At 65.0% G+C, this 21,972-nt stretch carries 15 protein-coding genes and 2 riboswitches; of the genes, 9 read left to right on the forward strand and 6 right to left on the reverse strand.

All coding sequences use genetic code 11. The annotated features are described in order from the left end of the window. Positions 1–11: 11 nt before the first annotated feature. Entirely contained in the window at positions 12–1,880 is a 1,869-nt protein-coding gene (locus AAGA68_13210; GenBank protein MEM9386017.1) for a DUF1800 family protein, read from the forward strand. A gap of 27 nt (positions 1,881–1,907) precedes the next feature. Then, positions 1,908–3,296 (forward strand): DUF1501 domain-containing protein, encoded by a 1,389-nt coding sequence (locus AAGA68_13215; protein MEM9386018.1) that lies wholly within the window; start codon positions 1,908–1,910, stop codon positions 3,294–3,296. A 61-nt stretch (positions 3,297–3,357) separates the two neighbouring features. On the opposite strand, the gene AAGA68_13220 is transcribed toward AAGA68_13215, so the two are convergent. The 4 genes from AAGA68_13220 to AAGA68_13235 all read right to left on the reverse strand — a co-directional run bounded on the left by AAGA68_13220 (position 3,358) and on the right by AAGA68_13235 (position 7,735). Further along, positions 3,358–3,843, reverse strand: a complete 486-nt coding sequence (locus AAGA68_13220; GenBank protein MEM9386019.1) for a cupin domain-containing protein — start codon at positions 3,841–3,843, stop codon at positions 3,358–3,360. Positions 3,844–3,903: 60 nt separating this feature from the next. Then, complete coding sequence (locus AAGA68_13225; GenBank protein MEM9386020.1) at positions 3,904–4,380, reverse strand: 2,4'-dihydroxyacetophenone dioxygenase family protein; 477 nt, start codon at positions 4,378–4,380, stop codon at positions 3,904–3,906. A 31-nt stretch (positions 4,381–4,411) separates the two neighbouring features. Next, a complete protein-coding gene (locus AAGA68_13230) occupies positions 4,412–5,197 on the reverse strand; it encodes an SDR family oxidoreductase (GenBank protein ID MEM9386021.1) in 786 nt (261 codons plus the stop codon). 258 nt (positions 5,198–5,455) lie between these two features. Next, the gene (locus AAGA68_13235; GenBank protein ID MEM9386022.1) at positions 5,456–7,735 is read right to left on the reverse strand and encodes a TonB-dependent receptor; all 2,280 of its coding nucleotides are present in this window, start codon (positions 7,733–7,735) and stop codon (positions 5,456–5,458) included. A gap of 169 nt (positions 7,736–7,904) precedes the next feature. On the opposite strand from AAGA68_13235, the gene AAGA68_13240 reads away from it, so the two are divergent. Then, on the forward strand, positions 7,905–8,390 hold the full coding sequence (locus AAGA68_13240) for a 2,4'-dihydroxyacetophenone dioxygenase family protein (GenBank protein MEM9386023.1): 486 nt from the start codon (positions 7,905–7,907) through the stop codon (positions 8,388–8,390). A gap of 101 nt (positions 8,391–8,491) precedes the next feature. Here the strand turns inward: AAGA68_13240 and AAGA68_13245 are convergent, their stop codons facing one another. Further along, positions 8,492–9,535: a LuxR C-terminal-related transcriptional regulator gene (locus AAGA68_13245; protein ID MEM9386024.1), complete on the reverse strand. Its 1,044-nt coding sequence runs from the start codon at positions 9,533–9,535 to the stop codon at positions 8,492–8,494. A 348-nt stretch (positions 9,536–9,883) separates the two neighbouring features. On the opposite strand from AAGA68_13245, the gene AAGA68_13250 reads away from it, so the two are divergent. After that, positions 9,884–10,741 (forward strand): hypothetical protein, encoded by an 858-nt coding sequence (locus tag AAGA68_13250; GenBank protein ID MEM9386025.1) that lies wholly within the window; start codon positions 9,884–9,886, stop codon positions 10,739–10,741. 48 nt (positions 10,742–10,789) lie between these two features. Beyond that, positions 10,790–11,002: a hypothetical protein gene (locus AAGA68_13255; protein ID MEM9386026.1), complete on the forward strand. Its 213-nt coding sequence runs from the start codon at positions 10,790–10,792 to the stop codon at positions 11,000–11,002. 66 nt (positions 11,003–11,068) lie between these two features. Here AAGA68_13255 and AAGA68_13260 read toward each other — a convergent pair whose 3' ends face one another. After that, on the reverse strand, positions 11,069–13,819 hold the full coding sequence (locus AAGA68_13260; protein MEM9386027.1) for an SUMF1/EgtB/PvdO family nonheme iron enzyme: 2,751 nt from the start codon (positions 13,817–13,819) through the stop codon (positions 11,069–11,071). A gap of 292 nt (positions 13,820–14,111) precedes the next feature. Here AAGA68_13260 and AAGA68_13265 point away from each other — a divergent pair, with 292 nt between their 5' ends. The 4 genes from AAGA68_13265 to gcvP all read left to right on the forward strand — a co-directional run bounded on the left by AAGA68_13265 (position 14,112) and on the right by gcvP (position 21,908). After that, on the forward strand, positions 14,112–14,414 hold the full coding sequence (locus AAGA68_13265) for a hypothetical protein (GenBank protein MEM9386028.1): 303 nt from the start codon (positions 14,112–14,114) through the stop codon (positions 14,412–14,414). 19 nt (positions 14,415–14,433) lie between these two features. Then, positions 14,434–15,471, forward strand: coding sequence for a hypothetical protein (locus AAGA68_13270; protein ID MEM9386029.1), 1,038 nt, complete (start codon positions 14,434–14,436; stop codon positions 15,469–15,471). A gap of 296 nt (positions 15,472–15,767) precedes the next feature. Continuing rightward, a complete protein-coding gene (locus tag AAGA68_13275) occupies positions 15,768–18,641 on the forward strand; it encodes a serine/threonine-protein kinase (GenBank protein MEM9386030.1) in 2,874 nt (957 codons plus the stop codon). Between the two features lie 88 nt (positions 18,642–18,729). Then, a riboswitch (glycine riboswitch) is annotated at positions 18,730–18,820 on the forward strand. Between the two features lies 1 nt (position 18,821). Then, positions 18,822–18,926: riboswitch (glycine riboswitch) on the forward strand. 96 nt (positions 18,927–19,022) lie between these two features. Further along, positions 19,023–21,908 (forward strand): aminomethyl-transferring glycine dehydrogenase, encoded by a 2,886-nt coding sequence (gene gcvP, locus AAGA68_13280; GenBank protein ID MEM9386031.1) that lies wholly within the window; start codon positions 19,023–19,025, stop codon positions 21,906–21,908. The last annotated feature ends 64 nt before the right edge of the window (positions 21,909–21,972 follow it).

Below are 21,972 nucleotides of genomic sequence, written 5' to 3' on the forward strand. Positions count from 1 at the left end.
GTACAACAGCCATGTCCACGGCAAGCGTTCCACGCCCCCGCTGGCGCTCTCTCATTCCCACCCTACTGCTAACGGCAGGCTTGGGTGCCTGCGGCGGCGAGGACTCGCCACTGGCCGAAGCGCAGGTGAGCGCGCCTGATTCGCTCGACACCGCGGCAGTGACCCTCGACGTATCCAATACCGATACGCAGGAGATCGACGATTTCGGGCCGGCCGGACCACCGGACGGCGTGTTTGCCAACGAAGCGCTCACCGCACGCTTTTTCACCCAAGCTACCTTCGGACCCTCAGCGCAGGAGGTCGCGCGCTGGACGAACCAGAGCGCCTCGCGGTGGCTGCGCGGGGAATTCGCCCGCCCGCCAAGCTTAGTACTGCCCCAGCTGCGCCGCTTCCTCGCCCTGAGTGGCGCCGAAGACGAACTCACTCTGTGGGGTTCTCAGACCAACAACTTTCCCTTCTGGACCAACGCCATCAGCGGCCGCGATCAGCTCCGCCAGCGCATGGCCTTCGCTCTGTCTCAGATCCTAGTGGTCTCAAACGGCGGCGGCGAGGTGCTCACGGATATCCCAGACGCCGTTGGCTACTACATGGACATCCTCAACACCCACGCCTTCGGCAACTACCGGGAGCTCCTGGAGGCAGTGACCTACTCGCCCGCCATGGGCCACTACGTCACTTACATGGGCAACCGAAAGGCGGACCCACAGACAGGCCGCATGCCCGATGAGAACTACGCCCGGGAGATTCTGCAGCTGTTCACGGTGGGCCTCGTGCAGCTGAACCCGGACGGCACCGCGGCCCTAGATGCCCAGGGGCAGCCGATCGAACTGTACGGCAACGCCGACATCACAGGACTGGCTCGCGTTTTCACCGGCATCGATATCGATGCAGAGGTCATCGATCCCGTGGACGCAGAGAACACAGACTGGGCCAAGCCCATGATCACCCGCGCGGAGGAACACTCGCGGGAGGAGAAGCGCTTCCTCGGCACGGTCATCCCCGAGGATACGGGACCGAAACAAAGCGTAAGCCTCGCCCTAGACGCGATCTTCGCCCATCCCAACGTCGGCCCCTTTATCGGTCGACAGCTGATCCAACGCTTCGTGACTAGCAATCCCCAGCCCGCCTACGTGGCGCGCGTTGCCCAAGCCTTCGGCGCGGGCACCTTCGAGCTACCCGACGGCACGAGCGTCGGCACGGGTCGACGGGGCGATTTAAAGGCGACGATCGCCGCGGTGCTCTTCGACGCCGAAGCTCGGGAGGCCGCCAACCTCACCAAAGCCGACTTCGGTAAGCTACGCGAGCCCGTCCTGCGCTTCACCCACTGGGCCCGGGCCTTCAACGCCAGCGCCGTGACCCCCGAGTACACCTTGGAGCTGTGGGAGGCGGAGTCTAGCGAAGCGCTCAACCAACACCCCTACCGCGCCCGCTCCGTGTTCAACTTCTACCGACCCGGCTACATCGCCCCAGGCACGCAGTCCGGCGAGGCAGGCATGACCGTGCCGGAGCTGCAGATCGTCAACGCGGCCAGCGTACCAGGCTACGCCAACTTCATGACCTTCTTCGTGAGCGGCGAGGCCCGCTACGCCGACTTCCGCGAGCTTCGCGATCTGTTCGAAGAGGCGGACGTGGACCTGGACGCGCGCAACGCCAGGCGCAGCTTCGTGCCGGACTACTCGCGTGAGCTCGCCCTAGCAGGCGACCCCGACGCGCTCGTGGATCACCTCGACCGACAGCTGCTCTACCGCTCGATGAGCCCCACCACGCGACGATCCATCGTCAACACTGTGAGTGCGATCGACGATGAGGATCCCGAGGACCGGGTGAACATCGCGGTTCTGCTCACCATGACCTGCACCGACTACCTCATCCAACGCTGATCCCGACGAGCCAAGGAGACCCCGCTCATGACCACACGACGAGACTTCCTGCGCAGCGTCGGCAGCACCGCCCTAGTCGCTAGCACGACAGGCCTGGCCAGCACCCTCGCCGCCTTCCCCACGCGCGCCGCCAGCCTCAGCGGCGAGTACCGCGCCATGGTGTGCGTGTTCCTCTTCGGCGGCCTCGACAACCACGACGTGGTGCTGCCCTACGACCAGGCGTCCTACGGCCAATTCATCGCCGCGCGCCCCACGCTGATCGCTGCCCAAGGCAGCCAACGCCAGCGAGAGAACCTGCTAGCCATCTCGCCCCTCAACGGCGAAGACTACGGTACGCGTCAGTTCGCCCTGCCGCCGGAGATGCCGGGGCTGCACGGCTTGTTTAACCAGGGCGATGCGGCCATCGTGGGAAACGTCGGCCCCCTTATCCAACCCACCACCTTCGAGGACTTCGAGAACGAGTCCGTGCCCCTGCCACCGCGCCTGTTCTCCCACAACGATCAGCAGTCCACTTGGCAGGCGAGCGTCCCGGAGGGGGCGCAGTTCGGGTGGGGTGGGAAGTTCGCCGACGCCGTGTTGGCCGGGGGTGCCAACGGCGCGGCGCAGTTCACCGCCATCAGCAGCGCCAACGCCGATCTGTTCCTCACCGGGCAGGTCGCCCAGCCCTACCAGGTGAGCGTGAGCGGGGCGGCCACCATCGACTTGCTCGACGACCTGGCCGAGGAGGACCCCGCTCTCGCCACGGCCCTGAAGGCGCACTTCCGCGCGGAAGCTTATGCAGGCACCAACCTCATCGGCCAGGACATCGCCGCCAAGCAGCGCCAAGCGCTCGACTCGAACGAGATGTTCAACCAGGCCAAGCAGGCGGCTATCCCCTTGGGCACGGAATTTCCCGAGTCCGAACTCGGCGCACAGCTGCGCGCCGTTGCCGAGGCCATCTCCGTGCGAGACCTGCTGCAAGCGCAGCGCCAGATCTACTTCGTCGGTCTCGGTGGCTTCGACACCCACTCGGAGCAAGCCCCACAGCTACCGGCTCTGCTGGGTCAGATCGACGGCGCCGTCTCCGCCTTCTGCACCGCGATGGGCGAGTTAGGCCTGGGCGACAAGGTCACCCTGTTCACGGCGTCGGACTTCGGCCGCACGCTCGCGGTGAACGGCGACGGTACGGATCACGGCTGGGGCGGCCATCACTTCGTAGTGGGGCAGGCCGTGAATGGGAATCGGATCTTCGGTGATATCCCGCCGCCGGTCTTTGGCCATGCGCAAGACTCGGGCTCTGGCCGGCTGATTCCGACCGTGGCCGTGGAACAGTACGCCGCTGCCCTAGGCAGCTGGTTTGGCCTAAGCGAGGGAGAGCTCCTCGCCTCCCTGCCGAATCTGCCCAACTTCTCGGGTCGACCCAGCCTGTTCGGGTAATGCCGAGTGCACCCGTGACCCCCTGCCCCGTCCGTATGGGGCAGGGAGCCACGCATTCGCGTTAGGCGCGCTGGGCGCCGGCGAGATGGTCGAAGGCGTTGTTCGCTTTCGCCGCGTCTACCATCCAATCGACGTCTACAATCCCGGCGATGCGTCCGTCCTCGTCGTAGCCTGCCACCGCGCCGTGACTGAAGCCGAGCAGTACGCAGCCATCCGGGTCGACCTCTGGCGCGTGGTCTATCCCACCGGCTTCGACGAAGAAGTCACCGGCACGAACGCCGCCCTTCTCATAGCTGAAGCCCCCTTGCAGGATGTACGCGTTGGCGGCACCGATGTGCTTGTGTGCGGCTTTCGGTGCCTGCGGCGTGATCTTCAGCAGGAACACCCAGTACGCGTGGTTTTGGCTGTAGTCGAGTAGCTTGAAGTACGTGCCCTCGAGCGCCCACCGCGTCCAGGGGATGCGCTCCGCGCGGACGACGAGCGATCCGTCGTCCCACACTTCGTGTGCCTGACGCTTGGGATAGCACCCTTCATCTTGCGCTAGCACTGGAAGCTCCTTCGTCAATCGAGGCCGCGCGATTCATGTTCATGACCGCCCTAGACCGCACTACTGCCGCACGTGCGCTGCCACGCCATGCTCATTCGCCATCTGCAGCATGAGCTTGGCGTCGACAACTCCAACCATTGCGCCCGCGTCGTCCAGCCCCGCGATCGGCCCGTAGAACACGCAAAACAGCTCGCAGCCATTGGGAGACTTAGGTTCGTGGATATCCCCGGCGGGCTCGAAGATGTAATCGCCCGCGCCGCCCATGTCCTCGGGCGTGTAGCAGATGTCGCCCGACACCACGAAAACTTCGATGCCCCCCATGTGATGGTGCACCGGGGCCTTGACCTCGGCAGCCACCCGCAGCATGCAGGTGAACCCGCCGCTACGCTTGTCCACGCTCATCAACTTGTACTCAACCCCTTCCATCACCCAGGGGCGGTAGGGAATCTGGGCGAGCTTGGTGAACGTGGGATACGGCTGGGTGATCAACGCCTGAACGGGGGCGTCATCTGTGGTGAGGCTGAGCGTGCTTACCATCGTAGTATCCTCTTCTTCAGTGGGCCAAAAACTAGTGGGCTAGGGTGAACCCGCCGTCCACAGCGAGCGACTGACCGGTGATGTAGCGCGATTCATCGCTGGCCAGAAACATCACCGCATTAGCGATATCGATTGGCTCCTGGAACTCGTCCAGGGGAATTTCACCGCGGAACTTGGCGGCGAAGTCATCGAGACTCGTGCCCGCCGCCTGCGCCATACGCTCGAACAGCCCGTCGAGCATCGGCGTACGGACCTGCCCTGGATGAACGGAATTGCAGCGGATCCGGTAGCCCGCGCGGGCGGCGTACAGGGCGATGGACTTACTCAGATGCTCTACGGCCGCCTTGGATGCGCCGTAGGCCGTGATGAAGGGCGTAGGGACGAGGGAGGCCACGGAGGACAGATTGATGATGGCGCCGCCTCCGGAGCGAGCGATCAGCGGCAGGCAGGCCTTGCAGCCGAGGAAGGTGCCCGTCACGTTCACGTCGAAGATCTCCTGCCAGTCCGACAGCGGCGCGTGTTCCGGGTCCTTCGGCGCGTCACCGGCGCCCTCGATCCCCGCATTGTTGACCAACAGATGCAGCGCCTGTGCGGAGGTCTCGATACTCTCCACCACCTGGCACCAGTCGGACTCATAGGCGACGTTCTGGACGAGAAAGCTGGCGCCAATCTGCCGCGCGAGCGCTTCACCTGCCTCGCGTTTCACGTCGGTGATGAAGACGGTGGCTCCGGCTTCGCGAAAGCGGCCCGCAATCGCCGCGCCAAGCCCCTGGGCGGCACCGGTGATCAGGGCCACGCGCCCATCGAGGCTCGTCATGATCTGCCCGAACGGGTGCGACCGCGCACCGCTAGTCCGGGTGCAGCGCCAGGCTGCGTAGCGACAGCCGCCCGCTGCCAAGGGCCAGGGGACACCACTAGTGCCCTGCCCTGTTAGTTCGTTGAAGAAGTCGCACGGGGCCTTTTGCTCCTAGGCGCGGCGCGAGGACGAGCGTGGCGGGCGCCACGGGCGGAGGAGCAACGTGCCCAGGGGCAAAAGGTACCGGCGAATTCTTCAACGAACTAACCTGACAGGGCACTAGAAGTTCACCCTCAGCTGCACGCCCGTCACCCGCGGGTTAGCGAAGACCTGCTCCACCAGACCGTTGCCAGGGAAGGTGATGTCGAAGGCGTACTGCAGCTGCTCGTCGTTCAGCAGGTTGCGGCTGAAGACGGCGAGGTCCCACTTGCCGCTACCGGGGGTGAAAGCAACCCGAGCGTTGACGTTCCAGTAGTCGCCCGCGGCGGTAACCGGCGCGTTGGTGAGCTGGGAGAAATAGTCGCCCACGTACGTCGTATCGGTACCGAAGCGCAGCTCGCCACCGGCGACGCGGACGCCTTGCGAGAGCCCGACATTGAGTTCCACATCCGGAGTTTGCGGCGCCTCGCGGTCGAGGGGCGTACCGCCGATATCGATGTCTTTCACATCGGTCTCAAGCAGCGTGAGGCCCACGCGGCCCGCGAAGCCGCTGTCGAGGCTCACGGTGAGTTCGCCTTCGAAGCCGTAGATCGTGGCATCCGTGTTGGACAGTATGAAGCTGACCCCGCGCTGATCGAAGGCTTGGTAGTCGTTGTAGTCGTAGTAGAAACCGGCGACGTTGAGCCGCGCCCGGTTGCCGAAGAACTCAAGCTTGCTGCCGAGCTCGTAAGCGTTTAGCTGCTCGCCGTCGAAGCGCACGAACTCGACCTGGGCGGCGCCGGCGAAGCCGGCGTTGTAGTTGAAGGCCTTGTAGCCGCGGTTGTAGCTGCCGTAGAGCAGCCAGTTGTCCGTGGCGCGATAGTCGAGCTGCAGGCGAGCAGAGATCCCGTCTTCATCGTGATTGTCCGTCACCACGCCCGCGCCCGCGAGGGTCTCAGGGTCCGCGGGCGGACAGGCCAGGGGCGAGCCGACCAAGCTCTCGCAGAAGTTCTGGTACCGGTAGTCCTTCTCATCGTGGGTGAATCGCAGGCCCGCAGTCAGCGTGAGCGGTTCACTCACATCGAAGGCCGCCTGGGCGTACACGGACCAGGACTCCGTCTCCACCGCGTAGTCGGCGAACTGGTTCTGACCAAGGGGAATCAGGATCGCCCCCGGCGTGCCGCCCGGGAGGGCCTCGCTGGGCGCACCTAAGGCCTCATCGAAGTTCCCGAGATTGTTGATCTGGAAACCCTGCACGTAATCGCCGTCGATATTGAGGTAGTAGAGCCCCGAGGTGATCCGTACGCCGTCGAGATCGACGCTCGCGCGCAACTCCTGCGAGAACGTCTGCTGCGCCGTGGTCTGGTAGAACTCGGTGACATCGAAGGGTGAGAGGTCGTTGTCTTCGAAGTAGTCAAAGTCGATGTCGTTGAAGGCGCTGATCGACTTCAGCTGCCAGCTGTCGGCGTCGTAGGTGAACTCGGCGGCGAGATTGAGCTCTTCGCGCTGAAACGACCCGTCTTGGTTGAAGGAGCCGCTGAACACATCCCCGTCTGCGTCGATGTAGCCGGTATCCGTATTGCCCGACGGGCGGAACTGGCCGAGGGTGTCAGGCCCCGCGAAACCGCCCGTGGGGAAGGTGCCGCCGATGGCGTCGGACTCGTTATCGGCAAACTCGCCGGTCAAGCGCAGGCTCAGCTTATCGCTGAGGTCGAGGTGCAGCTTGGCGCGCAGGCCGTAGGCGTCCATCTCGCCGGAATCGGCGCCGATGTCGTTGGTGACGTAGCCGTCGTTGTGGCTGCTGTAGCCGGCTAGGCGGAAGCGGGCGTTCTCGGTCAGCGGCAGGTTGACCGCGCCTTCGGCAATCACCGTGTTGAAGGCAGAGATCTGAAGATCGGCGTAGCCGTCGAGCTCGTCACCGGGATCGTTGGTGATCACGTGGATGAGGCCGCCGGTGGCGTTGCGGCCGAACAGGGTACCTTGCGGCCCCTTTAGCACTTCGACCCGCTGGACGTCGTACAGACGGGTGAGGTTGCCGCCGTTGGACGGTCGGTACACATCATCCGTGTAGAAGATGTTGGCGGATTCTAGGTGTGAGGCGAAGTCGTTCTGAGCGACGCCACGAATGGCCACCAGCCCCGCGAGGGGCGAGCCGGGGCGGATCAAGGACAGGCCCGGTGTAGTGTTCGACAGGTCGTCGGTAAGCACCACGTTGGCGTCGCGCAGCTGCTCGCCGCTCAGCGCGCTCACGGAGACGCCTATGTCCTGCACGCTCTCGGCGCGTCGGGTCGCCGTGACGATGACCTCTTCGAGGCTACTGCTCGAGTCGCTTTGCGCTAGCGAGGAAGCCGCCGCCCCGAATGCCAACGACCCGACGGCACCCGCTCGAACAAACCTGAAAATCCCTTCCGTGATCTGCATCCGGCCCCCAACGTTTCCTGACTTGAGATCGATGTCACGCAGGCTAGGGCGATGGGCACGACGCGGACAATAGTGATTTTTTACTAGTGCGGCCGAGGCGGTGCAGCGTTAGCGTTGTGCTCGCGTGGCACCCACGCCTTTGTTCCGCCACACGAGGAAGGGCGATTCCATGTCGACTCAACCATCACACGCCATACCCGTTCACATCACCCGACCGTATCGTTCAGCGTTCATCGATCCCGACACCCTCGAGTGGGTGCCCTGGGTGATGGAAGGCACTTGGTTCAAGCTGCTGAACGTGGATTCGAAGACCGGCGGCTTCTCCATGTTGCTGAAGGTAAGCCCGAACAACGAAGCCCCGATTCACGGCCACCTTGGCGATGTGGAAGGCATCATTCTGAGCGGCGGCTTCGGCTACGTGGACGACGATGGCCACGCAGGGTGCTACGTGCTCGAACACGGTGGGATCAACCACAAACCGCACACGGGACCAGATGGCATGGAGATGTTGGCGATTGCCCACTCTCCGCTGGTGGGCTACGACGATGACGGATCCGTCGCCCTCATCGTGGACGCCAAGATGATGTACCGCCTAGCGCGCGACGGCGGCGGTGCGGATCACCTGCACCCACCTGCCCAGTGGACGGACCTCTAACGCAGCGCCCGTCATAGGGCGCGCTACCCGAGCAGTGTACGTGATCGTTTGGCGCGGGCTGCAGGCCGCCGGAAGCGGCGCGGGGTGATCGCGGGCGCGCGCTACGCGGCCGGGGGACTGCGGTTCCAGCCCGCGGCGAGCGCCGTGCGACTGTTGACGCCGAGCTTGTGGTAGATCGTGCTCAGGTGATTGACCACGGTGTTCTCAGACACGCCTAGGCGATCCGCCACCTGGCAGTTTCGCGCCCCATTCGCCACGAGCCGCGCCACCTCGAGTTGCCTGGGCGTCAGGCATTCCCAGGCCAGCGCATGGTCCTCCTCAGGACGCAGCAAGGTCACCAGCACATACTGATTGAAAGCCTCGATCTGCCGTAAGCGTAAGGGGATCGAATGCTCACCATCCTCGAGCACGAGTTCCTGTAGGCGCGCCTCGCCGAGCAGGAACTCGTCTATCGCACGGCGAAACGCCGCGGTCCGTGCGCTAAGCTTACGGAACATCTCATGGTCTCGCGCCGACTGGCTGGCATCGAGGACATTGGCCTCCTTATCGACCAACAGGAGCGACTGCCGGGAGACCTTGCTGATAAAGGTGTTGGTGACATCCAGCACCGCCCGCTCGTCCTGCTTGAAGTGCATCCCGCGGAACGACTGACGTAATACAGGCGCTAGGTATTCCCCAACCTGGCACTCATCGGGGGTGAAGTCTTTGAACGAGGCGTCGCGGTGCATCGCGATCAGCAGCCGCTCTTGCGCCGCGCCGCCGAGGGGAATGGACATGACCATCATGTGCTCGACGTTGGCCCAGCGCAGGAAGTCCACGAAGTCCGTGTCGATCGGATCAGAGAGATCTGACAGGCGGAACACGCCGCAACGATCGAGCACGTTGGTTCGCCAGTGCATCAACACCGGATCGTTCTGGCGGTAGTGAGCGAAGTAACGCTGCAGGGTGTTTTCCGGTTGGTTCACCACCACCATCGCCTCCTGCCAACCTTCGTTCTCCATCTGGTTCTGCGACAGCATGAGCAGGCTGCTCGCCTCGAAGGCGTGCATGAGCGGCGTCACCGAACTCGGGCCAAGTTCGGTAAGGGCCTCACATCCGCAAATCGTCGAAACTGAACGAACCACATTGAGTGCATCGACCGACATGATCCCTCCCCACCAAGGTCAGCGGATTTCGAGGCGCCATTATGCAGGGCCGACGCCGGCGTTGTGACGACCACGCTGCCACTCACCATCATGCGCGTGCGGGTGGCGGCGTCGCCAGGCCCCAAGCGGTGTTTCGCGGTGGTGCTTTGCAGCAGCGTACTCGCCCCTACCGCTTACAGCCCAAGGGTCCGTGGTCTCGGCGGCCCTGTGTCGCGCCTGGCGTCGAGCCATGTCGGGATTCCTCCACGCTTTCCGTAACACCCAGTAGGCGCGGGCAACAGCCGCGATTCTCCCTCCGCGAAACATCTACGGCGACGCGGCGCCCACGGAAGCCAAGGAGATAGGGAAGTGCTCAACCACCCCATGCTGATAACGCCCCATACCTCGTTTGCCGTCCTCGCCCTCATCGCCCTGAGCAGCCACGGAGCGAACGCCGAGGAGGCCTCTCCACGCAACTGCGACACCCCCTGGGCCAACCACGGCGTGTCCGAAGCCACCATCGTGTACGGCGCAGACGAGCTGATCCCCCCGGGAGAAGGCCCCTTTCTGCCGATGGACGAGGTGCGCAACACGCCCGCGTATCGCGCCCTCGCCTTCGACTTCTTCGAAGCGCGCTTCGGCGTGGCCTTCGACGTCAACAACCCCGGCATCCAGATCGCCGTCGACGCCTCGGGACGCGTCGCCGAGATGCAGCCCATCAAGTTCGGCCTAGGATCCACCCACCAGGTGTACGCCATCGATGCGCAGCGCATCCCTCGCTGGCGCCACCGCATGCCGATGACCAACGTGGCCCTGCGCGATGACGGCTACTTCGTGTTCATCGGCGCGGACGGCTTCGAGGTGAACGGCACCTACGGCGGCGAGGCGGGCGTCACCTTGCCCGCGGGCACGGTGGTGCTGCTGGGTGAGTATCGGATGTTCGACGAGAACGATGAGCTGATGGATACGCTGCGCTACTTCTCGGATCAGCCGGCCTTTGCCGTGGTCGATCCGGGGGCGCCGCTGCCGACGACGCTGTTTACGATCACCTGCAAGGTGCAGAGTGAGATCTTTGGGGAGGGCCAAGTGGGCGCGCTAGGTCAGCTCGTTGCGCTCGAGGATGGGTCAACGGATTTGGACTTTCGCTACACGCTGCGGTTTCCGGCGCGGATTAGGGATTCGGGCTTGATTCGGCCGCGGTGTAAACCGGCGCGGGCGTTGGAGTAGAGATCGCTCCGTTGGCTAGGCTTCGTTGTGTTCCCGAGCCACCGGCGGGTGAAGGCGCGCAAGGTCCGCGCCAGTCACCGCCACCTCCGAGCGCGCCTGTCGGACTATCACGCGGGGAAAATCAGCTTCGCGGAGTTCGATGCAAGCGTGAAGGGCTGGGTCAATCACGTGAGCCAGGCAGAGACCTGGGGCCTGCGGCGGCGTGTGTTGGACTCGCTCGTCATGGAGCCGCCCCGAGATGAGAAGGAAGTCGAGCGGTAGCGTGCCGCCGCGAATCCAAAATCCGCGTAAGGCGGCGCTGGCGCGCCGCCTGTCAGGGGGCAGAGGTCAAGATGGGGACGCTAAACACAAACGAAAACCCACGACGTAGCTACGGTGGAACGGATCGCTGGGGACGCGGTCCTCGGACAGCGCGAGGTTCCGGTTGTTGTACCAGGACCCACCGCGCAGCACGCCAACCGAGCGGTCCTCATCGGGGCCTGGCGCGCACCATTCGAGAACATTACCCGTCATGTCGTGTACCGCGTACTCGGTGCAACGGGCGCGGGGAAAGATCCCAACCGCGCTGGGTTGCCCCAAGCCCGCCTCAGAAGTGTTGCAAATGCCTGATTCCCAATCGTCGCCCCAGGCGTACGCGCCTCCTCTCGCGCCACGTGCAACAGCCTCCCACTCCGTTTCGACGAGTAGCCGACCCCCTGCCCACGCCGCACATGCTTCGGCTTCGAAGTAGCTCACGCCAACCACAGGTTGATTGGGCGAATTGAAGCGAGACGCCGCTACATACCGAGGCGATTCCAGCTTAGTGCGCTCCAGCCAAGCCCACCCTGGTTCCGACCACCACTTGCGCTCGCGATACCCCCCCTCCTCAATGAACTCCGCAAACTGGCGGTTCGTTACGGGATAGCGCGCTACCCGAAGCGGCTGATGCAGCGACTTGATCTTCTTGACGACTGCCTTGGGCAGGTTGACCACCGGTATCTCCACGTACGCAGCAGGGTCCCCCAAGGAAAGGACACGAGGATCCCCCATGCGCCCCATGGTCAGCGCCAATGCCTGTCGGCTCGATAGGGCAATCTCACCCTCTATCGCTTGCAGCGCAAGCTGGACGAACGGCGCCTTGATCGCCTCACTCACCGCGCGCCCCTTCGCCAACATCAAGTCGAGCATCTCCGCCAGTAGGTGCGCCCGCGCTGGATTCTCCTCTACTTCCTTACGTTGCAGCTCACCCAGCCGTTTCTGAAAAAAGCGCACGACCCAGTCCGGCCGCTTTATCTCCAGCAGTGCAGCAAAGAGAAACACTAGCGTAGGTCGCCACTCGGCGACTGCGCCCCAACGCGCAAAGGCCTCGTGGGGCTCGTCGCTGCGGCAAAGGTGCTCCGCTGCCAGGTACTCCTGGAAGCTGAGGTGGTAGAAGGCGACGTCGGCGCCACGGGGCAGCAGCAGCCCGGACTTCTCGAGCAGCGTCTCGCAGCGCTCGCTCGGTTCCACCCGCGCATCCTCTTGGCTCCATCCCTGGTTGCCCATGTCGAGGAGCACTCGCTCGGCCTCGCGACGCGGCACCTCCGGCGCCGGCACCTGCCGCGGCTCATCCTCCGTGCCCTCATGCATCCCCAAGGCAATGGCTTCCAGGCGCGCGTTGATCGGGTCCGTCTCACGCTTGCCGCCGGGGAAACGGTTGAACAGCACGTTCTCCACAAGCCGCTTGTAGAGATGATAGCGATCCTCCGGCAAGCGTCCCCCGCCGTCGTAAAGGATGCATACGGAGGTGAGCAGCATGGGGTTCTCAACCAGCGGCTCCAGCTCGGCACGCTCATCAATAGCCTGTATCGATTCGTCGGCGAGATGCTCCTTGCGTAGCGTGTGGAACCAACGCTTGACGAATAGCTGCTGTAACTCTCGCGGTAACGGGGACAGGGTGACTTCAGGCAAGCCCAAGCGGTGCAGCCGGGCGCGTTCCATGCCGCCCGGGCGCCCCGTGAGCAGCACCCGATTGCCGACGCCCAGCCAGCGCGGCATCGCGTCTGCGAGGCCGGTCAACACTAGCTCACGCGGATACGCGGTGGAGCCCTTTCCCTGGGCGGATTCGGGCAGCTCGTCGAGGCCGTCGATGAGTAGTATTGCCGTGCCCGCGCCTAGGTGCTGGCGCAGCTGATCGCCACCGAGGCTCGAGATGGCCTCGTCCACGTAGGCCGCTAGCGCAGCCTCCAGTTCTTCCATGCACCACTCCCGGGCACCAGGGGGGAAGTGCGTGCGCGGGCCGAACTCGCGCAGCGGCACGAGCACCGGCAAGTGCCCCGCGAGCGACTCGGGGATCGACTCGCGGCACTCATCGGGCGTCGGAACCGGGTGGTCGAGGGCCTCATCGCCCAGGCACTGCAGCATGACCCACCGACAGAAGGTGGACTTTCCCGTGCCCGCCTGCGCCAAGATGTAGCAGGAAGACTCGCCCAGGCGGTTGAGCAGGGGCTCGAAACGTGGCCCCTCTTGCTTGTCCTCGCGGCCTCGCGCCAACGCCATCTCGTCCTGGCGCGCCGCCGTGAGGGCGGGCACGTAGACGTTGTCGAGCTGGAAGGCGTGGCTCTTTTCGGCCTGTTGGCCGAGGAGATCGACGTTGGTGTACTTGTCCTTCACCCACTTGACGTACTCAGGGGGCACTTCGGGGGCAGCTGGCGTCGGATCGCCGGCCAGCGCCCGAACGGACGCGACCAACACGTCGTAACCGTCGTGCTGCTTCGTCGGCGTCCACCCAAACAGGTCCGTGTAGTTCAGCAGATCGTGTTGCACGGGCGTCGTCACGTCCTGCAGCTTGACCGGCACGAGTTTCTTCGCCCGCAGCGCACGGCTCGCCTCGGCGGGCACCCAATCGCTCTGCAGGGCAGCGTCCGACCAGAGCACGACGACACACGTCGCGCTATCGAGCTCCTTGTCGATGACTTTATCGACACGTTGGCCGGCCAGCATGGTGACGTCTCGGAACACGCTCCACCCAAGCGCCTTGAGCGCTTTATGGAGCTTGTCGGCGATGCCGTCGTCTTCTCGCGCGTAGGAGATGAAGATGTCGTGTGGTTTGTCGCTCATCAAATGCCTTTCTTCTTCCCCGAAGGACGGGTGCGGTCGACGCTGGCGTACCTCGCGCGAGGGCCCCACCCGGTGATTCCTCCCCGAGCAAGCTTACCCATTCTCAAGGCGACCTAGCCAACTCCCCGCGGGCGTCCAGCCACGAGAGATCGTCCTTGCCGTGAAGCCGCCTCGACCGGACATTCGCCCGCGCGCTGCAAGGTCCTATCGGTGCCTATGTCAGATGCGCCGCGCTCCCCACGAACTCCTCCGCATGGTCCTTGTAAAGTGCGACACTGAAGGAGAACATCGCATGGCCTCGCCGTACCCGCCAGCACGTCCGTTCCAAACCTTCTGCAGTGGATTGACCATCGCCGCCATCCTCCTCCTCGGAGCCGCACTACCTGACGACACCGAGGCGCACGACAGCCAAAGCACCTCGGTGCGTACGGATCGCCCCGTGTTCCTGCAGCACGGCGGCGAGGGCCGATTTGACGGGGATCAGGCCTTCGCACTCGATCTGAAGCCACCCTCCTCGCGGACACCCCAGAGCCGTCGGCGCAGGCCGCATCCCTATGTGCCCGGCGCAACGTTCGCCGATCACGCGACACGTTAGGCCACGCTATAGGCACTCCATGCGCTTACCTCACATTTGCCCCCTCGTCGCCGCCGGCCTTGCCGCCACGGCAGCGGGCTGCATCAGCATCCATAGCGCCGATCTCGACATTCCCACCCGCGGTCCGGAGGCGGAGGTCACACTCGCTGTGGTGGCAGAGCGCGACGCCAATACGGCCGCTGACTGGCCAAACGTCTCCGTGGAGGCCACGCTCTCTTACACCGCCTTCCGTACCTGGCCCGAGCCCGCTGACCGGACCGTCGAGCTGCAGTTCGTGCGTCCCGAGGCGGGTGGGCGGCGCGGCCTGTTCGTGATGAATGCGGACGATAGGCGGGTTTCAGACACCTGCCTTCGACACGTAAGCGCAGAGGTCACGACGAGGTCATCGGGAATCTTCACTATCCCTCAACGGACCACAGTGACCACGGACGTAAGCTTGCCTGAGCAGGAAGTGGACAACCCGCGCTTCGCGGGTACACCGCAGACCTTGGTGCTGGCGATGACAGGGGCGATTTCCGCTCCCGATTGGATCGACCACAGACTGAGCGGCTTCTACAGCTACGCGGTGAGCACCGACTCGGACTATACGTTGACGATGACCGTGCCCTGCCCGTTCCCGCAGGACACGCCAATCACCCTCGCCGCCACCGTGGATGTGGCCGCCTGCCCACCGAGAGATCCTATCGCTGATCTGAACTTCTGCGAGGCCCTGGCGATCGACGTCGACGTGGACCGCTCCGGCATTCAGACTGCCCGCACCGTCGTCCTGCCCGCCGGGACGACGTTCCTCGACCTGCCAATCGAGATCCCTACTCGACGAGAGGTGTACGACAGAACGTTCTGGGACGATAACGCACACCTGATCACATCCCTTCGCGCGACGATGCTCCATCGCGATCAGCTCGTCGAGGAAGACATCGTGATCTGCCCCATCGACGCGGGTACGCGCGTCCTACCGGATTTCTGCCCTCTCTACACCCCGCCGGCGGTCGACTCCTTCGAGTGCCGCCCGATCCAGTGTGGTGTGCAGACCCTACCGCCGCCTCCGGAATCGTGATTTAACTCACCAAAAACTCAGCAGCTCGCCAATCGCCTTCGCGACCCGCTCGAAGGCTGATACAGCGTCGCGTGTTCATACGCCATGGATGAGTGGGACTGAGAACACCTCGCAGTTGGCTACGGACCCGTTTGCCTAGCTCCCGCGGCGCCAAGCGTTCGCCACACGAACGCGGATGACGACCCTAAAGTCTATTAGCGCCTGAGCCGAGTGGGCGCGACCGATGATGTGGCCGTGTCCGGTCAGCCATCCACCTGCCGCCCGCGCGAGGCACCACCATCCAGCGGGAGGGCGTTGTGACGTCGTCTGCGAATACCGATTACGCCGAAGTCGAATCCACCGTCGAAGCCCTGCTCGCGCTCTGCGCAGCGGAACGGGTGGCCCGTCTCGCCGCGCTGGCCGAAGAGGCACCCGCATTGGCGGCGCGCGTCGACGCCCTGCTCAAGGCTGACGCGCGCCTGGGCGATGCATCCTTCCTGGCAGAACCGCTAGTCAATCCCCTGGCTAACGATGACGTCCGCACAGACGAGCCGATACCCACCCCGCTGCCGGAGTCTATCGATCGCTACCGCATCCTCAAGCACCTCGGCAGCGGTGGGATGGGGGCGGTGTACCTGGCGGAACAATCCGAACCGGTGCAGCGTCAAGTGGCGATCAAAGTGACCCATGCGTTCCAGTCGCAACGCGATCGCACCCGCTTCAGCCTAGAGGCGCAGGCGCTCGCGAGCATGCAGCATCCGAACATCGCGGCACTTCACGACAGCGGCACCACTGAAGACGGCATGCCCTTCGTGGTGATGGAGCTGGTCGAAGATGCGATGACCATCCTCGAGTGGTGTGACCACACGCAGGCCTCCCTGGAAGAACGCTTAGCCTTGTTTCTCCAGGTGTGCGCTGGCGTCGCCCACGCCCATGAGAAGGGTCTGCTTCACCGCGACATCAAGCCCGCGAACGTGCTGGTCACGCGCGTCGGCGGCAAACCCCTGGTCAAGGTGATCGACTTCGGCATCGCGCGGACATTCGTCGATGAAGACGGACGCGCCATCTCTGAGGCCTCGGTGGCAGGCTCGCCGGTCTACATGAGCCCAGAGGCGATCGGGGGCGATGGCAAGGCGGGCTTGGATACGCGCAGCGATGTCTACTCGCTCGGCCTGTTGCTGTGCGAGCTGATCAGCGGCGACCTGCCCTTCCCACCCGACGCATCGCTCGGCGCCCTCGTCGAGCGCATTCGCAGCGAGCGGGTGACGGCGCCCGCCGAGCGCCTCGCGAGCCAAGCGTTGGACCGCCTGGAGGCGATCGCGGGCGCCCGGTCCCTCTCCGTAGCTGGCCTGCGGCGGGCCGTCTCCGGCGATCTGGACGCGATCGTGATGAAGGCGATCGCGTTCGATAGGGAGCTTCGCTACGCTTCACCGCGCGACCTAGCGCGCGACGTGGAACGCCACCTCCAGCACCAACCGATCGAGGCACGCCCCCCGCATTGGACCTACCACTTGCGCCGGTTCATCCGCCGCAACCGCGCCGCCGCAGCCGCCGCTACGCTCGTGTTCGGCACGATGGTGGCCTTCACGATAACCACCTCGGTACAAGCCGAACGCATTGCGGCAGAGCGCGACCGCGCCAACCGGGAAGCGCAGGCCAAGGGGTTCGTCGCCAACTTCCTCACCGAGCTGTTCTCCAAGGCCGACCCTTACTCGACATCGGGTGAAGCGGTCACCGCACGAGAGCTCCTGGACCGCGGAGCCGAGTCCATCGGCACCGCCTTCGACGCCCAGCCCGACGTCAAGGCAGCGCTCCTCGACAGTATGGGTACCGCCTACCGCATGCTCGGCATCTTCCCGCAGTCCGAAGCGCTATTGCAGCAGGCGCTAGCCACACGAAGGGAGCTGTTCGGTGAGCAGCACCTGCTGACGCTGGAGTCCATGGGCGCGCTGGGCGCACTCTACTACGAGAATGCTCGCGTGGAAGAGGCGGAATCGCTACAACTCGCTGCCGTGGAGGGATTCGAGAGCGCGCTGCGAGGCGATGACCTTCGCGCCGCCCAGGCCCAGGGTCGACTGGCGCGGGTCTACGCCCGCCAGGGCCGCTACGAGCTGGCGGAGCCGCGCTACATCGCCTCGATAGCACAGTACGAACGGCTCCTCGGCGCTAGCGCGGAGGAAACGCTGGTGGCCAAGGCTGCCCTCGGTGCCGCCTACATGCGCCAGCAGCGCCTCGACGAGGCGGAGCCCCTCGTGCGCGCGTCAGCCGAAGGACTGGAGCGGGTGAGCGGCAAAGGCGATCCGCGCACTCTGGACTCCCTGAATCTGCTCGCGGTGCTGTCCGCCATGCGGGGCGACTACAAGAGCACCGAGCCCCTGTTCGTCGAGCTCCTGGCGCGCTACGAGGAGGTTGCGGGGCGGGACCACTTTGCCACCCAGGCGGCGCGCAACAACCTGGGCGTGTTGTACAAGGACACGGAGCGCTACGAGTCGGCAGAGACGCTGTTTCTGGAGAACCTGGAGAGCCGCCGTCGCTCCTTGGGCGACGAACATCCGGAAACGCTCAACGGCCTGCTCAACATCGCCCACATCTACCAGAGCACCGGCCGTCGCGACCTCGCCATCGAGACCTACCGCAACGTGTTGACCGCGCAGCGGCGAGTGCAAGGTGCGGACCACCCTGAGACGATGGAGGTGGTGATGGCGCTTGGCGACGCGCTGTTCGCTCAACAGGAGACTGCGCCCGCGGCAGCGCTCTACCAGGAAGCGGCGAAGGTGTACACCGCCTCCGTCGGTCAGGACAACCCCCTGACGATCAAACCCGTTTACCGAGTGGCCTTGTCACAATGGCGCCAGGGCAACGCCGCACTTGCCGCCCCCCTGTATCGTGATGTCATCGCGCGGGCGAAACGCACCTACGGCGAGAAGCACCTGTACACCGCACACATGCTATTCGACTACGCCTGCGTATTGGCAATGCTAGGCGAGCAGGAGCAGGCTACCGCCGTGTTGACAGAAGCGGTCGACGCAGGGTTCTTCGACGTACCGCGCATGCGTGAGCAACCCGAACTTGCAGTCCTTAGGGGTGATCGCTTCGATCAACTCGTGGCCGAGGCAGCGGCCAATCCAGACGAGCTGCCCCCGGATTGGCGCTACGGGCCGTTGGTGATCCACGAGGCCGCAGCCCCGTGACGCGGCAGATCGCAGGTGCGCCCACGCACACGTTGCGCACCGCTCGCGTAACAACGCTTGACCGGCTCCCCCATTCGTAAGAGCATCATCGCGCGTCGTGGGAGAGACCGGCCCTGCGGCCGGCGCCGAAGGAGCAACCGCCCCGGAAACTCTCAGGTACCGAGGACCGCGACGCACGAACACTCTGGAGAGCGGTGAGCCCGCGGCTCACCCACCGAAGGGGCCAAGGTGCAGCCCGCACGCTGCGGCGCCACACCCGAATCTTTCAGGTCACGTGACAGAGGGGGCAAGACACCCGGCGGGCGCTCACAAGGTGCTGGCCGGCTCTCTTGGCTAGCCGCATCCTCTGGAGCCCACGTGAGCACGACGCGCCCCATCGACATCGACCTCACCGCCAACCCCGCGGACGAGAGCACGACGCCCCATTACAAGCCCTACGACTTCGCCAACCGCCGCCACATCGGCCCGTCTCAACCCGAGATGGACGCGATGCTCGACGCGCTGGGGGTCGATAGCCTCGAGGGGCTGATCGATCAAACGATCCCCGCCAACCTGCGCCTGCAGGATCCCCTGGACTTCGGCCCCGGCATGGCGGAGGGCGATGCCCTGAACTACGTGCGCGAGACCGCGCGCAAGAACCAGGTGCTGCACTCGATGATCGGCCAGGGCTACCACGGCACCACCCTGCCCCCGGCTATCCAACGCAACATCCTCGAAAACCCTGCGTGGTACACAGCCTACACGCCCTACCAGCCGGAGATCAGCCAGGGCCGCTTGGAAGCGCTGCTCAACTTCCAGACCCTCGCCTCGGACCTCACGGGGCTGGACGTTGCCAACGCGTCGCTCCTCGACGAGGCCACCGCCGCCGCCGAGGCAATGGGCGTGGCACGGCGAACCAACCGGGCCAAAGTGAACGCCTTCTTCGTCGACCAGGACTGCCTGGCGCAGACCATCGCCGTGCTGCGCACCCGCGCCGAACCTCTGGGCCTGCGAATCGTGGTGGGCGATCCGTACAAAGACCTCGACCCCACGCAGGTGTTCGGCGCCCTCTTCCAGTACCCCGGCGTTAACGGCCTGATCCACGACTTTGCGGCGCCCATTGCTGCCTTGCACGAGCACAAGGCGCTGGCTGTGGTGGCGGCCGACCCGATGGCTCTGTGTCTGCTCAAGCCACCCGGCGAGATGGGCGCTGACATTGCCGTGGGCTCCATGCAGCGCTTCGGCATGCCCATGGGCGCTGGTGGACCGCACGCGGCCTATATCGCTGTGCGCGACAAGCTCAAGCGCGCCCTGCCCGGACGCCTGGTGGGCGTCTCGCGCGATGCGCGCGGCAACCGCGCCTACCGCCTGGCCCTGCAGACGCGCGAGCAGCACATCCGCCGCCAGCAGGCCACCTCCAACATCTGCACCGCGCAGGTGCTACCAGCGGTGATCGCCTCCATGTACGCGGTCTTCCACGGCCCGCAAGGCCTTCGCGCCATCGCCCGCTCCATCCACAAGCGTGCGGTAGTGATCGCCGAGGGCCTGGAGCAGATCGGCTTTGAGGTGCTGCCGGAAGCATTCTTCGACACGCTGACGGTTCAGGTCGACGCTTACCAGGGCCTCATCGTACGCAACGCTCTGCAGGAAGGCATCAACGTGCGCCGCGTGGGCCACGATCGCATCGCCCTCACGGTGGATGAGACCACCCGTCGCCCGCACATCGAGGGCATCTGGCGCGCCTTCGGCGGCTCGCGCGTGAAGGTGGAGGAAGGCTCTGGTCTGGATCGGTTGCCGGAGGATATGCGCCGCACCAGCGAGTACCTCAAGCATCCGGTGTTCCACATGAACCGCGCCGAGGCGGAGATGACGCGCTACATGCGCCGCCTCGCCGATCGTGACCTTGCCCTCGATCGCGCAATGATTCCCTTAGGCTCGTGCACGATGAAGCTCAACGCCACGGCACAGATGCTACCCATCACCTGGCCCGAATTCTCGAATGTCCACCCCTTCGCACCCGCCGACCAGCGCGCTGGCTACGCGGAGCTAATCGAGGACCTCTCCGAGAAGCTCTGCACGATCACCGGCTTCGACGGCCTCTCCATGCAGCCAAACTCCGGCGCCCAGGGCGAGTACGCGGGGCTCCTGACGATCCGCGGCTACCATCACGGCCGCGGCGATAAGCAGCGCGACGTCTGCCTCATCCCCTCCTCCGCACACGGCACCAACCCTGCCTCGGCCGCCATGTGCGGCATGCAGGTGGTGGTGGTGAAGACCGACGACGCCGGCAACATTGACATGGATGATTTCCGCGCCAAGGCGGAGACTCACGCCGACCACCTCGCAGCGGCGATGATCACCTACCCCTCCACCCACGGTGTGTTCGAAGAGACGATCAGCGAGGTGTGCAACATCGTCCACGCACACGGTGGCCAGGTGTACATGGACGGCGCAAACTTGAACGCCCAGGTAGGCCTCGCCCGCCCCGGCGACTTCGGCGCCGACGTCTGCCACCTAAACCTACACAAGACGTTCTGCATCCCCCACGGCGGCGGCGGCCCGGGCATGGGCCCGATCGGCGTGAAGGCACACCTCGTGCCCTACCTGCCCGATCACCCGGCCAACGGCGGCGCCGAGGGCAGCCCGACCGTCTCGGCCGCGCCCTACGGCTCACCGGGGATCCTGCCGATCTCGTGGATCTACTGCCTGCTGATGGGCGGCGACGGCCTCACCCAGGCCACCCGCGTGGCGATCTTAAACGCAAACTATATCGCCCAACGACTCTCTAAGGCTTACGACATTCTCTACACGGGCAGCGATGGGCGAGTCGCCCACGAGTGCATCGTGGATACGCGCCCCTTGAACGACAAGGCCGGCGTGACCGTCGACGACATCGCCAAGCGCCTGATCGACTGCGGTTTCCACCCGCCCACCATGAGTTGGCCCGTGGCGGGTACCTTCATGATCGAGCCCACCGAGTCGGAGTCGAAGGCGGAGCTCGATCGCTTCTGCGACGCCATGCTGGCGATCGCAGAGGAGGCCGCGGCCATCGAACGGGGCGAGGTCGACCGGGAAATCAATGCCCTCAAGAACGCCCCGCACACGGTGGAAGACCTGGTGGGCGACTGGGATCGACCCTACTCGCGAGAGACCGCCTGCTTCCCCGCCGGCGCCTTCCGCATCGACAAGTACTGGCCACCCGTGAACCGGGTCGACAACGTGTACGGCGACCGAAATCTGGTCTGTGCGTGCCCGCCCCTCGAGGACTACGCCAGCGACGAGGAGTAGCCGCCCCCCCCCACCGGCCGGCGTGCGTCCCTTGCCACGCCGGCCCTATGTCCAATCCTCGACT

The organism is Pseudomonadota bacterium, from assembly GCA_039193195.1.
Classification (GTDB): Bacteria; Pseudomonadota; Gammaproteobacteria; order Steroidobacterales; family JBCBZW01; genus JBCBZW01.